The organism is Streptomyces sp. CA-142005 (genome assembly GCF_050942335.1).
Taxonomy (GTDB): Bacteria; Actinomycetota; Actinomycetes; order Streptomycetales; family Streptomycetaceae; genus Streptomyces.
The window spans coordinates 6,520,118-6,532,585 of the sequence record NZ_CP192078.1; the positions used below are offsets into that span (position 1 = coordinate 6,520,118).

General features: G+C 72.4%; 11 protein-coding genes. 7 read left to right on the forward strand and 4 right to left on the reverse strand.

Translation table 11 applies throughout. The features are described 5' to 3' along the window. Positions 1–2,367 (reverse strand): SpoIIE family protein phosphatase, encoded by a 2,367-nt coding sequence (locus ACQPXS_RS30560; protein ID WP_433452467.1) that lies wholly within the window; start codon positions 2,365–2,367, stop codon positions 1–3. 196 nt (positions 2,368–2,563) lie between these two features. Between ACQPXS_RS30560 and ACQPXS_RS30565 the strand changes: the two genes are divergently transcribed. Next, positions 2,564–2,770, forward strand: a complete 207-nt coding sequence (locus tag ACQPXS_RS30565) for a response regulator transcription factor (protein WP_351799678.1) — start codon at positions 2,564–2,566, stop codon at positions 2,768–2,770. Between the two features lie 4 nt (positions 2,771–2,774). Here ACQPXS_RS30565 and ACQPXS_RS30570 read toward each other — a convergent pair whose 3' ends face one another. Continuing rightward, on the reverse strand, positions 2,775–3,617 hold the full coding sequence (locus ACQPXS_RS30570; protein WP_433452469.1) for a lysozyme: 843 nt from the start codon (positions 3,615–3,617) through the stop codon (positions 2,775–2,777). A 241-nt stretch (positions 3,618–3,858) separates the two neighbouring features. Here ACQPXS_RS30570 and ACQPXS_RS30575 point away from each other — a divergent pair, with 241 nt between their 5' ends. Further along, positions 3,859–4,350, forward strand: a complete 492-nt coding sequence (locus ACQPXS_RS30575; RefSeq protein ID WP_433452471.1) for a MarR family winged helix-turn-helix transcriptional regulator — start codon at positions 3,859–3,861, stop codon at positions 4,348–4,350. A gap of 132 nt (positions 4,351–4,482) precedes the next feature. Here ACQPXS_RS30575 and ACQPXS_RS30580 read toward each other — a convergent pair whose 3' ends face one another. Then, positions 4,483–5,271, reverse strand: a complete 789-nt coding sequence (locus tag ACQPXS_RS30580) for a protein phosphatase 2C domain-containing protein (RefSeq protein ID WP_433452473.1) — start codon at positions 5,269–5,271, stop codon at positions 4,483–4,485. Positions 5,272–5,655: 384 nt separating this feature from the next. Between ACQPXS_RS30580 and ACQPXS_RS30585 the strand changes: the two genes are divergently transcribed. From ACQPXS_RS30585 to ACQPXS_RS30605, 5 genes are read left to right on the forward strand one after another with little or no spacing between them, the layout of a single operon-like run. Then, positions 5,656–8,592 (forward strand): sensor histidine kinase, encoded by a 2,937-nt coding sequence (locus ACQPXS_RS30585; protein WP_433452474.1) that lies wholly within the window; start codon positions 5,656–5,658, stop codon positions 8,590–8,592. Further along, complete coding sequence (locus ACQPXS_RS30590) at positions 8,589–9,086, forward strand: roadblock/LC7 domain-containing protein (protein ID WP_433452475.1); 498 nt, start codon at positions 8,589–8,591, stop codon at positions 9,084–9,086. Before ACQPXS_RS30585 ends, ACQPXS_RS30590 begins: the two co-directional genes overlap by 4 nt. Then, entirely contained in the window at positions 9,083–9,493 is a 411-nt protein-coding gene (locus ACQPXS_RS30595) for a DUF742 domain-containing protein (RefSeq protein WP_351799692.1), read from the forward strand. The genes ACQPXS_RS30590 and ACQPXS_RS30595 overlap by 4 nt, the downstream gene beginning before the upstream one ends. Further along, a complete protein-coding gene (locus tag ACQPXS_RS30600; RefSeq protein WP_351799695.1) occupies positions 9,474–10,133 on the forward strand; it encodes a GTP-binding protein in 660 nt (219 codons plus the stop codon). The genes ACQPXS_RS30595 and ACQPXS_RS30600 overlap by 20 nt, the downstream gene beginning before the upstream one ends. Before the next feature lie 35 nt (positions 10,134–10,168). Next, positions 10,169–11,422, forward strand: coding sequence for a styrene monooxygenase/indole monooxygenase family protein (locus ACQPXS_RS30605; RefSeq protein WP_433452477.1), 1,254 nt, complete (start codon positions 10,169–10,171; stop codon positions 11,420–11,422). Here ACQPXS_RS30605 and ACQPXS_RS30610 read toward each other — a convergent pair. Next, on the reverse strand, positions 11,395–12,468 hold the full coding sequence (locus ACQPXS_RS30610; RefSeq protein ID WP_433452478.1) for an NlpC/P60 family protein: 1,074 nt from the start codon (positions 12,466–12,468) through the stop codon (positions 11,395–11,397). The two genes, ACQPXS_RS30605 and ACQPXS_RS30610, sit on opposite strands and share 28 nt — an antisense overlap.

Sequence of the window (12,468 nt, forward strand, 5' to 3'; positions counted from 1 at the left end):
TCAGCCGACGGCCTCGGAGACGGACTGCTCCGCCCACACCGTCTTGCCGACCCGGTCGTGCCGGGTGCCCCAGCGTTCGGCGAGCTGCGCGACCAGCAGCAGGCCCCGGCCGCCCTCGTCGAAGATGCGGGCGCGGCGCATGTGCGGGGTGGTGCCGCTGGAGTCGTACACCTCGCAGATCAGGGTCGAGTCATGGTGGATCAGCCGGAGCTGGATGGGCGGACGGCCGTAGCGGATGGCGTTGGTGACCAGCTCGCTGACCATCAGCTCGGTGGTGAAGGAGACCTCGTCCAGGCCCCAGGCGGACAGCTGGGCGCAGGTCAGATGGCGGGCCTGGGCGACGTCCTCGGGGTCGCTCGGCAGCTCCCAGGCGACGACCCGGTCCTCGTGCAGGACCCGGGTGCGGGCGATGAGCAGGGCGATGTCGTCGTCGGGGCGATGGGTCAGCAGCTCGGTGAGCACGTGGTCGCAGACCGCGTCCAGTGACCGCGCGGGGCGGCCGAGCGCGGCGAACATCTTGTCCAGCGCCTCGTCGATGTCGTGCTCGCGGGCCTCGAACAGCCCGTCGGTGTACAGGGCGAGCATGCTGCCCTCGGGCAGTTCGGCCTCGATGGCCTCGAACGGCAGCCCGCCGAGCCCGAGCGGCGGGCCGGCGGGTACGTCCAGGAAGCGCACGGTGCCGTCCGGCGTGACCACCGCGGGCGGCGGATGGCCGGCCCGGGCCAGGGTGCACCGGCGGGAGACCGGGTCGTAGACCGCGTACAGACAGGTGGTGCCGATGCCGCCGGCGCTCTCGGCGGTCGGGTCCGTGCTGCCCTCGTCGGCGGCGAGCCGCAGCACCAGGTCGTCGAGGTGGGTGAGGAGTTCGTCGGCCGGCAGATCGACGTCGGCGAGGGTGCGTACGGCGGTGCGCAGCCGGCCCATGGTGGCCGAGGCGCGGATCCCGTGGCCCACCACGTCCCCCACCACGAGCGCCACCCGCGCCCCGGACAGCGGGATCACGTCGAACCAGTCGCCGCCCACCCCGGCCCGGGTCGCGGCGGGCAGATAGCGGGTGGCGATCTCCAGGGCCGCCTGGTCGGGCAGCGTGTGCGGGAGCAGGCTCTGCTGGAGGGCCATGGTGGTGGTGCGGGACCGCACGTAGGAGCGGGCCTGCCGGATGCCGGTGGCCGCCTTCTCCGTGAACTCCTGGGCCAGCCGCAGATCCTCCGGGCCGAACGGCTCCCGGCCGGGGCCCCTGCCGAACAGCGCCACCCCGAGCGTGCTGCCCTGCGCGAGCAGCGGCACCGCCAGCAGCGAGCGCGCCCCGGACGCGCGCAGCCAGGCCGCACCCGGGTCCACCGCCGCCCACTCGGCGACGAGCGGGTCCGCCGTGTCGTACAGCAGGGGCCGGCCGGCCGTCAGACACCGGGCCGGAGGCGAGTCCGGCGGGCAGACGACCGCCTCGCCGACGCCGCTGCCGTAGGCCGGTCCGACGCCGTCGGGTACGGCGCGCAGCGCGGCGCGGCGCAGGACGACCGGACCGGGCCGCTGGGCCGGTTCCTCGTCCGTGGCGCGGGGGGAGTCGAGCAGGTCGACCGCCATGACGTCGGCGAGCCGGGGGACGGTGACCTCGCCGAGTTCCTGCGCGGCGCGGGCCTGGTCGGCGACCGTGCCGACGCGCGTGCCGCTGTCGGCCGACGGGCGTGGCCGGGCGACGGACTCCTGGGCGGGCGTCTGCGTGGACAGGCAGACGGCGCGCACCCGGCCGTCGGCGTCCTTCAGCGGGGTGAGCACGGCACTGCGGCCCAGTTCCGCGCCGAGCCGGGCCCGGACCTCCTGCGGCCGGCCGGACTCCAGCGCGAGCCGCAGCGACCGGTCGGCCTCCTCGCTGGCCGGGCCGGGCACGATGTGCGGCAGCCGCAGTCCGCGCATCGCGGCCTCGGGCAGGGCGAGCGCGTGCTCCATACGGCGGTTGGCGCGCACGAGCCGCAGCTCGGCGTCGAAGATCGCCAGCGGGAAGGGGGACTGCAGGAACGTCCACTCCTCCAGCGGTTCGCCCCGGGGCGGCTGCACGCGGGCCGTCACGGCGCTCACCACGAGCCAGTCGGTGACGCCGGTCGCCGAGGTCCGGCGGTGCGCGAGCACGCCCAGTTCCAGGAGGTGGCCGTCGCGGTGGCGCAGCGGCACGGTGCCGTTCCAGCGGTCCCGGCCGGCGACGATCCGCCGTGCCGCCGAGCCGTCGGCCGCGAGGAGCGCGGAGGCGGGCCGTCCGACGACGGCCGGTGAGTCGTAGCCGAGCAGCCGCTGTGCGCCTTCGCTCCACGCGGTGAGGATGCCCTGCTCATCGATGGTGGCCGTGGCCGTGTACGTCGACTGTCGCTCCATCGCCGCTCATCTCGCCCTTGCTCGGCAGGCTCTCCTGACCAGCATGATCCCGGGCGGGGCGGAGCACCAACGCAGGGCCGTGGCAGGAAATCCGCGGTCGTCCGCAACCGGTCGGAGGCTTCCGGGCGTGAAGGAGGCAAATGCCCTTATTCCGGCATTACCCATCCTGCTGGGGGGTGACAACAGGGAGGACCCGATGACTGGCGTTACGGACCGGACACTGACCCACCGCGAACGGGAGACGCTCCGACATATCGCGGCGGGCCGCACCTATCTCCAGACGGCCCGCGCCATGGGCGTGTCCCGGCACACCGTGGACACCTACATGCGCCGCATCCGCGCCAAGCTCGGCCACACGAGCATGGCCGAGCTGACGCGGATCGCGATTTCCCTGGGTCTGTGAGGACTCAGCCGTTGGCCAGGGCCTGCACCCGGTCGAGCGCCCCGTTGAACTTGTCGTGGTCGCCGACGGTCGGGCCGGAGGAGGTGTACTGCCACATCGTGTAGTACGACCAGCCGGCCGGCAGCGTCCCCGGGTCCGAGGCGTAGCGGGCGATCCACAGCGGGTTGTTCACCGCGAAGCCGCCGTAGTTGCCGGTGCACTGGGTCCACCAGCTGGTCGCCGTGTAGATCACGGGGTAGCGGCTGGTGAGCGAGTGATAGGTGTTGATGAAGTCGGCGATCCAGCTGACCATCTGGCTCGCGGTCTTGCCGTAGCAGGCGGCGCCGTACGGGTTCCACTCGATGTCGAGCGCGCCGGGCAGGGTCTTGCCGTCCCCGGACCAGCCGCCGCCGTGGCTGACGAAGTAGCTCGCCTGGGTGGCGCCGCTGGTGGTGTCCGGGGTGGCGAAGTGGTAGGCGCCGCGGATCATGCCGACGTTGTACGGGCCGTTGTACTGCTGGGCGAAGTACGGGTTCGTGTAGTACGTGCCTTCCGTCGCCTTCGTGTACGCCCAGCGCACCCCGCTGTTCCACAGGGTCGACCAGGCGACGTTGCCCTGGTACCCGGAGACGTCCACGCCCTCGGTCTGGGTGACGTCACCGGAGGTGGGGCTGCCGTGCTGGCCGTCGTGCGCCAGGACGCCCATGCCCATGTAGGCGGAGCCGCGGCTGGGTGTGGTCGCGGCGTGGGCGGAGGTGAGGGGCAGGGTGAGGGAGAGCGCCGCGAGCAGGGCCGTGACCAGGACGGCGAGGGGGCGCGGGCGCGGGGAGCGGGCGGAGCGGTCGGAGCCGGGTCTGTGCACGGGCATGACGTGCCTCCGGAGAGTGGGGTGGGGGGAACGTGGCTGTGACCGTGTACCGGATGGCTGCCGCACTGGCGTGGGCATGCCATTCATTGCCTGGTAAAGAAGCTACGCACGTAGATGACGGCGTGGGAAGGGGGTCCGGGCGCCGCCGTTGGTCTAGCCCTGCGAAATACTTACAGAGCTGCGGCAATGACGACTTTTGGCAGAAACTTTCAGGACCGCGAAACCGGGCAGGGGTGCTGACGTGCACGAGGACGGAAACGGCGACGCACATCGCGGCGCCCAGGACATGACACCCAGCGGGGCAGACCAGGAATTCCTGGCACTGGAACGGGAGTTGACCGTGCTGCTCAGGCGGGCCCGGGCCAACCAGGGCGAGATGGCCCGCGAGGTCCATCCCGACCTGGAGTCCTCCGCGTACGGCCTGCTCATCCGCCTGGACGAGTGCGGCGGCCAGCGGGCCACGGAGCTCGCCGGCTACATCGGCGTCGGCAAGGCCACCATGTCCCGCCAGCTGCGCGCTCTGGAGGAGCTGGGCCTGATCGCCCGCGAACCCGACCCCGCCGACGGCCGCGCCTGGCTCGTCACCCTGACCGAGGAGGGCCGCGGCCGGGTCGGCAAGGTCCGCGAGGCCCGCCGCGCCCGCTACGTCCGGCAACTCGCCCACTGGGACCGCCGCGAGGTAGCCGAACTGGCCCGGCTCCTACACCAGTTGAACGGCGTCATGGAGAGGTAGGTCTGTCCATCCCGGCCAGGCGGCCCCGAGGGGGCCGCTCGGAGGGGGTCGTCCCGAAGTGGTCGTCCCGAAGTGGCCGTCCCGGCGTCGCCGCCGAGGGCGCCGCCCCGAGGCAGGTCGGGGTCGGTGGGGTCAGAGTTCCGCGTACAGCGCCGTCGCGTCGTCGTGTGTCTTGCTCCGGCCAAGGAACGCCCGTTCCTCGCGGTCCGCCGTCTCCAGCTCCCGTACCCGGTCCACCAGCGACCGGGCGCCCTCCTTGGCGACCAGCTCGAACAGGGACTGCCAGTCGCCCTCGTGGAACTTCTCCGTCCAGCGGGTCGCGCCGTCCGTCAGTGCGGCCAGGGCGCGGACCTCGCCACGGGGCACCGTGCCGGTGACCGCGCGGGCCGCCACCGAGGGATCGGCGGCGGCCGTGAAGAAACCGCCCTCCTTGTTGCGCAGGGTGGCGTCCACCAGGGTGTCCGTGGCGAGCGCGGAGCGCGGCAGCCGGGCGAGGCGGTCGTCGAGGACCGGGGTGACCGTGCCGTCGGTGCCCTGCAGCAGCAGCGCGGAGTCGGACAGCACCAGGTACTCGACGGCCTCGGCGGACCACCGGGCCAGGGCGACGGTTGCCTGGGGCGTACGCGGGTGAGAAAGGTCACAGGTTCGGGCGTGGGCCTCGGCGGTGCGGCCGATCGCCCGCGACAGAATCTCCGGGAGCGTCAGATCTCCGCGCGAAACGGTCAGTTCGGTCAGCGCGCCGCCCAGCCGGGCGGTGAACCAGGGGACGGAATGGAGACACCCCGTCTCACTCCGTGGCGGAGTCACCCCGTCCAGGACGATCACACAACCCCCCTGTCCGGAGGCGGGTAGTCCGACACCGGCGAAGTCCTCGTTGGGTCGGTTCACGTCGCCGGGTTCCGAAACGAGATCAGTGCGCATTCAGCCAGTCTGCACGAGCTCTTCACAGGATTCGCCAAAGGCTGGCAAGGGCCCTCGAATTGACACGACCCCGCAGGTCAGGCGCCTGATTTGGGGTGGAATGCTCCACTCCGGGAAGGCGTGGTGGCGAATACTGCCAAAGCCTGCCCCGCTCGTCCAACCGGCATGCCGTACAGGGGCACCGCACGCGCCACGGGAACTTGCCCGCCAACTCCCCTCCGATGTTCACTCCTTCGGGTGGCGGGTCAGGTGATGCGCGACCCCTGCCCACCGGCGCTGGGAGGGTCGGGAACCGTACGAACCGGGTGTACGCACCACTTGGCACCGCGATGACGAAGTGCCACCCGGGTCCTTGGCTAGTCGAGTTCAGGAATGCGAGCACCGGTGCAGATGAAGCGGCCTCGGCGCACAGGCAGGCAGACGGCCCCCGCGGGGACCGAACCGCAGAACCCCGTGGGCACCGGTCGCGCCACCCATGTGCGCACCCGGCTGATCGTCGCGGTCGCCGTGGTGGCCGCCGCCGTCGCGGGAGCCGGCGCGCCCGCCGTCCTCACCGCGTCCCAGGACGTCGGCGACTCCCAGGACCTGGTGACGCTGGCCGCCCGCACCCAGGACGCCCTCGCCCTCGCGAACTCCCTCGCCGACGAGCGCGACGAGGTCACCTCCTACATCGCCGCGGGGCGCCCCCGGGCGAAGGCCCCCTCCGAGGACCGCAGCGCCCGCGTCGACCGGCAGGTCGAGGACCTGCGCGCCGAGGAGGACACCCCGGCGAGCCTGCGCGGCGACCTCGACGGCATCGCCGCCGTCCGCCGGGCCGCCCTCACCGGCAAGAGCACGGCCCTCCAGACCCACCAGGCGTACTCCGCCGCCATCGAGGAACTGCACCGGCTCGCCGAGCAGCTCGCCGACCAGACGCCCCCGCGGGCCGGCTCCGGCGCCCACGCGCTCGCCGAGCTGGACACCGCCGTCCAGCAGTCCGCCGCCGCCCGCGGCCTGCTGCTCGCCGCGCTGAACGTGCCGTCCTCCACCCGGACGGTGATCAGCCCCGTCACCGGCCTGCCCACCACGACCTCCACCACCTCCGAGGCCGACCGGAAACAGCGCGACCAGCTGACCGCCGCCGCCCAGCAGGCCCGGCTGCGCGCCGACGCCGCCCTCGCCGACTTCCGCGCGACCGCCCCCAAGACGGCCGTCGACTCCTACGACTCCACGGTCACCGGCCCCGAGGTCAACTCGGCGGAGAAGTACCTCGCCACGCTCACCGACCAGCCGACGCTGGCCGACAGCGAGCTGACCACCAGCACCAAGAAGCTGGACGCGGCCCTGTCCGCCCGCGTCGACCTGATGCGCGGCGCGGAATCGGCCCTCTACGACCACCGCACCAAGGACCTGGCGAAGCTCCGCGACGACGACGTCACGGCCCTGGAGATCCGCATCGCCGTACTGGGCGCGCTGATGCTGGTGGCCGTGGGCCTCGCCACGGCCATGGCCCGCACCCTGACCCGCCCGTTGTCGGTGCTGCGCCGCGGCTCGGCCCGCCTGGCCCAGTCCGCGGACCCGGCGGCCCAGGAGCCCATCGCCTTCACCGGCCGCAACGACGAGTTCGCCCAGGTCGTCCGCTCGGTCAACGCCCTGCACGCGCACGCGGCGGCCCTGCACGAGCGCGTGGCCACGCTGGAGACGGACCGCAAGCACCTGGTCGGCCAGCGCCAGAAGATGGCCGACGCCCGCGAGGAGCTGCGCGCCGAACTCGCCGACTCCGCCGCCCAGCTGGAGCGGCTGCGCACCAGCATCGGCGGCACCTTCGTCAACCTGGCCCTGCGCACCCTCGGCCTGGTCGAACGCCAGCTCGCGGTCATCGAGGGCCTGGAGGAACGCGAACAGGACCCGGACCGCCTCGCCACGCTCTTCAAGCTGGACCACTTCGCCACGGTCATGCGCCGCCACAGCGAGAACCTCCTGGTCCTGGCCGGCGCCGAGCACGTGCAGCAGCACCACGGCCCGGTCCCGCTGGTCGACGTGGTCCGGGCGGGCGTCAGCGAGATCGAGCGCTACGAGCGGGTCCGCATCGCCGCCCTGCCCCCGCACGCGCACGTGGCCGGTTACGCGGCGGACGACCTCTCCCACCTGCTGGCCGAGCTGATGGAGAACGCCACGTCGTTCTCCCCGCCGGACCTGCCCGTCGAGGTCTCCGGCTGGCTGCTGGAGAGCGGCGAGGTCATGCTCTCCGTCCAGGACGAGGGCATCGGCATGGCGGCCGACCGCCTGGTCCGCCTCAACACCCGCCTGGCCGACTTCGACCCCGAGAGCCACTACGACAGCGAGGGCGACGCCGGCCTCGGCCTCGGCCTGTACGTCGTCGCCCGCCTCGCCCACCGCCACGGCGTCCGTGTGCAGCTGCGCGAGCAGAAGCAGGGCGGCATCGCGACGGTCGTCGTCCTGCCGGCCACCCTCCTCACCGAGGCGCCGCCCGCCGCCCTGCCCCCGCAGACCTCGTCCCCGAGCACCACGGGCACCTTCTCCCTCCCCGGCGCCGACGCCGAGGTCAACTCCAACGTCCTCCACGGCCGCGCCAAGAACACCGACCCGCTGGTCGCCCTGGCGGAAGAGGCGGTCCGGGGGGCGTCCGCCTCCCACCGCCCGGCCGACGAGACCGACACTCCACCGGAGCCGACGCTTCCGGCCACGTCGACGGCCCCCGCGGGCGAGACCACGACCGCCTTCGGCACCCTCGCCGAGGAAACCGCCTCCACGGGACCGGCCACCGAGACCGAGGGCGCCTTCGGCGGTTCGGCCCAGGACGCCGTGCGGGAGGCCTTCGGTGCCGAGCGGGGTACGGCCGGTGACCGGGTGGAGCATGCGGTTCACGAGCAGGCCGCCCCGGCCTTCCAGGACGCGGAGGCCCGCCCGAAGGCTCCGGCGGAGACGTTCGCCGAGTCGACGATGGAACTGCTGCTCCCGGACGTCACGGCGGACCCCGCGGACCCGGCGGCCGCCGACGGCGGCCGCGCGCCACAGGGGCCGCCGGCACCCGACGAGGAGAGCGGCACGGCCGGTGCGGGTGGCCACGCATCCGCCGAAGCCGAGGACGAGGCGGAGGAACGGCTCACCAGCAAGGGCCTCCCCAAGCGCACGCCCAAGATCACCGCACCCGCCGCCCCACCCCGCCAGCGCACCGCGAGCGTCGACGCCGAAGCCCTCCGCAGAAGGCTCGGCGGCTTCCGCCAGGGCGCCCAGGCCGGCTACCGCGACGTAGAGGCAGAGCTCACAACGCGTACCGAAACAGCCACGGGGGGCACAGCCGAGGAGGCAAGCAGTTGACCGCGCCCAGTACCTACGGACTGAGCAGTGAAGCCCGCAACCTGCACTGGCTGCTGACCAACCTGGTGGAGGAAGTCCCCGGCATCGAGTCGGTCGCCGTGGTCTCCTCGGACGGCCTGTTGCTCCTCTCGTCCGACCCGGGCCACACCGAGCAGTCCCGTCGGACCCGCCCGGCGAAGGGGCCCCGCGGCTCCTCCGCCGACCTGGCCACCATCGTCTCCGGCATCGGCAGCCTCACGGTCGGCGCCGCGAAGCTGATGGACTTCGGCGGCGTCAAGCACACGATGATCGCGATGGAGGAGGGCAGCCTGTTCGTGATGTCGATCAGCGACGGCTCGCTGCTCGGCGTGCACGGTTCCGCCGAGTGCGACATGAGCGTGGTGGCGTACCACATGGCGCTGTTCGTCGGCCGCGCCGGCCATGTGCTCACCCCGGAACTGCGCAGCGAGTTGCGCAGGTCCCTGGAGTCCGAGTCGGCGGGGAGCGCCCGATGAGCGGCAGCGCGAAGAAACTCCCCGTGCGCGGCGGGGAACGCAAACCCGCCCGCGTCCGCCCCTACTCGCTCACCGGCGGCCGTACCCGCTTCGGCCACGTCCTCCTCGTGGAGACGTTCGTGGCGGCGCTGGAGGCCCCGGAGGAGCGCAAGGAACTGACGAATGGTTCCCTCACCAGCCGGGTCATGCCGGAGATGCGGGCCATCGTCGAACTGTGCCGCCGTATGCGCACGGTGGCCGAGATAGCCGCGCTGCTGAAGATGCCGCTCGGCGTGGTCCGCGTGCTCCTGAGCGATCTCGCGGACCAGGGAAAGATCCGTGTGTACGGCACCGGGACCGGTCACGGCACCGGCCGACCGGACCGCGCTCTGCTGGAAAGGGTGCTGAGTGGACTCCGTCGTCTCTGACGCCGCCGCCTCCGCCGTCGGAGGCGCTCCCCTCGTCGCCGGATTCACCGAGCCCGACGAGGACCTGAGGTCCTGGCAGACGGACCGTACCCGGGCCCCCATCGCGACGAAGATAGTCGTGGCGGGAGGCTTCGGCGTGGGCAAGACCACGCTGGTCACCGCCGTCTCGGAGATCACGCCCCTGCAGACCGAGGCGCTGATGACCGAGGCGAGCGAGGAGACCGACGACCTCACCGCCACCCCGGGCAAGCTCACCACCACCGTGGCCATGGACTTCGGCCGCATCACGCTCGACGACGACCTGGTGCTCTACCTGTTCGGCACGCCGGGCCAGCAGCGGTTCTGGTTCATGTGGGACGACCTGGTGCGTGGCGCGATCGGCGCGGTCGTCATGGCCGACACGCGCCGGCTGAAGGACTGTTTCCCGGCGCTGGACTACTTCGAGAGCTGCGGGCTGCCGTACGTCGTCGCGGTCAACCACTTCGACGGCAGCGAGCTGTTCGAGCCGGAGGACGTACGGGAGGCGCTGACGATCCCCCCGCACGTCCCTGTCATGATCATGGATGCGCGGCGCCGCATCTCGGTCATCGAGACACTGCTGTCCCTGGTCGGCCACGCGCTGGACGAAACCCCCGAGTAGTCCCCGAGCAGTACCCGTTAGGAGTCCCCACCCGCATGCGGAAGATACTCGTCGTCGGAGCCGGCCAGTCCGGTCTCCAGCTCGCCCTCGGCCTGCAGTCGCACGGCTACGAGGTCACCCTGATGTCGAACCGGACCGCGGACGAGATCCGCACCGGCCGGGTCATGTCGACGCAGTGCATGTTCCACACGGCGCTGCAGCACGAGCGCGATCTGAAGCTGAACTTCTGGGAGTCCCAGGCCCCGAAGATCGAAGGACTCGGCGTCTCGGTCGCGGCTCCCGGCTCGCACGACCCGGGCCCCACGCAGCGGGCGATCGACTGGGTGGGCAGGCTCGACGGGTACGCGCAGTCGGTCGACCAGCGGGTGAAGATGGCCGGCTGGATGGAGACCTTCGCCCAGCGCGGCGGCCAGCTGGTCATCCACGGCGCGGCGGTCGGCGACCTCGACTACTTCTCCCGTACCTACGACCTCGTCCTGGTCGCGGCCGGCAAGGGCGAGCTGGTGTCGATGTTCGCCCGCGACCCGGAGCGCTCCCCGTACAGCGAGCCGCAGCGCGCGCTGGCCGTGGCGTACGTCCACGGCCTGGGTCCGCGCCCGGAGCACCCGGAGTTCGACGCGGTCCGCTGCAACCTGGTCCCCGGGGTCGGCGAGCTGTTCATCATGCCGACGTTCACCACCTCCGGCCGCGCCGACATCCTGTTCTGGGAAGGCATACCCGGCGGCCCGCTCGACGTCTTCAACGGCGTCAAGGACCCGGCGGAGCACCTCTCCCTGACCCTGGAACTCATGGAGAAGTTCACGCCCTGGGAGTACGCGCGGGCGACCAAGGTCGAACTGACCGACGCGGGCGGCACGCTGGCCGGCCGCTACGCCCCGACGGTCCGCAACCCCATCGGCCGGCTGCCCGGCGGCGGTCTGGTCCTGGGCGTCGCGGACGTCGTCGTGGCCAACGACCCGATCACCGGACAGGGCTCCAACTCGGCCGCCAAGTGCGCGGCCGCGTACCTCGCGTCGATCCTGGAGCGGGGTGACAAGCCGTTCGACGAGGAGTGGATGCAGGCCACGTTCGACCGGTACTGGAACACCGCTCAGCACGTCACCAAGTGGACGAACGCGATGCTCATGCCGCCGCCGGAGCACATCCTGAACCTCATCGGCGCGGCCGGCCAGCTCCAGCCGGTGGCCGACCGCTTCGCCAACGCGTTCAACGACCCGTCCGACTTCGAGAACTTCTTCTACGAGCCGGAGAAGACGGCCGCCTACCTGGCCTCGGTGACCGGAGCCTGATCCGGACGTACGGCACCGAGGACCGGGTTCGAGGCCAGAGGTGACACCTCGATGCGCGCGCCCGGTCTCGGTGCCTGCACGACCTTGCCGCCGCCCACGTACATCGCCACGTGGGTCGCTTCCGGGAAATACACCACCAGGTCCCCCGGCCGCAGCTCGCTCAGCGGGATCCTCGTCAGCCGCCGCCACTGCTCCTGGCTCGTCCGAGGGATGGATCGGCCCGCGTGCCCCCAGGCCTGCGAGGTGAGGCCCGAGCAGTCGTAGGCGCCCGGGCCCTGCGCGCCCCACTGGTACGGCTTGCCGAGCTGGTCCATGGCGTAGCGGACCGCGAGGGCGCCCTCGGGGGAGGCGAGCCGGCCCGCCGGCAGGGAGCCCGAGGTGGCGAGCTTCTGCTGGGCCTCGGTGACGCCCCGCTGTTCCAGCGCGGCGACCGCGGCCAGCTGGGCGGGGGTGAGGGCGGCCAGCAGGCGTTCCACGTCGGCCAGCTTCTTCTGCACGTCGTCGCGCTGCTTCTGCTGCTGTTCGGCGAGGGTGAGCCGGGTGTCCAGGGCCTTGCGGGCCAGCCGCGCCACGATGTCCCGCTGCTTCTCCGTGGCGGTCAGCCGGGTCACCGTACGGGCCTGCGCGCGGGCCAGCTCGCCGATGACATGGCCCTCGTCCAGCGCGTGCTGCGGATCGGGCGCGAGGAGCAGGCGGAGGTACGGGCCCAGGCTGTCGTCGCTGCTCTGGTACTGCCGGCGGGCCAGCCGGCCGGCGTCGGTCCGGCTGGCCTGCAGGGCGAGGCGGGTGCGGGCCAGTTCGCCGTCGAGGCGGGCCACCGCGGCGCGCTGCCGCTTCAGTTTCTCGGCGGTGGCGTTGTAGGTCTCGGTGGCCTTCTCGGCCTGGTGGTACAGCTGCTGAAGGTCCGTCAGCAGCTGGGAAACGGTCCGCTGCGATCCCGCGCCGGGCCGCTGCGGGTCCGGTGCGGCCGCGGCCGGTGCGGGCACGAGGACGGCCTGGGCCGCCAGCGCGGTCGTACAGGCCAGACGCAGAACCATTCCTGACAC

Bases quoted from the DNA above. Each gene is read 5' to 3' on its own strand.
- ACQPXS_RS30560 (WP_433452467.1), bottom strand. From the start codon at position 2,367: ATGGAGCGACAGTCGACGTACACGGCCACGGCCACCATCGATGAGCAG.
- ACQPXS_RS30565 (WP_351799678.1), top strand. From the start codon at position 2,564: ATGACTGGCGTTACGGACCGGACACTGACCCACCGCGAACGGGAGACG.
- ACQPXS_RS30570 (WP_433452469.1), bottom strand. From the start codon at position 3,617: ATGCCCGTGCACAGACCCGGCTCCGACCGCTCCGCCCGCTCCCCGCGC.
- ACQPXS_RS30580 (WP_433452473.1), bottom strand. From the start codon at position 5,271: ATGCGCACTGATCTCGTTTCGGAACCCGGCGACGTGAACCGACCCAAC.
- ACQPXS_RS30595 (WP_351799692.1), top strand. From the start codon at position 9,083: ATGAGCGGCAGCGCGAAGAAACTCCCCGTGCGCGGCGGGGAACGCAAA.
- ACQPXS_RS30605 (WP_433452477.1), top strand. From the start codon at position 10,169: ATGCGGAAGATACTCGTCGTCGGAGCCGGCCAGTCCGGTCTCCAGCTC.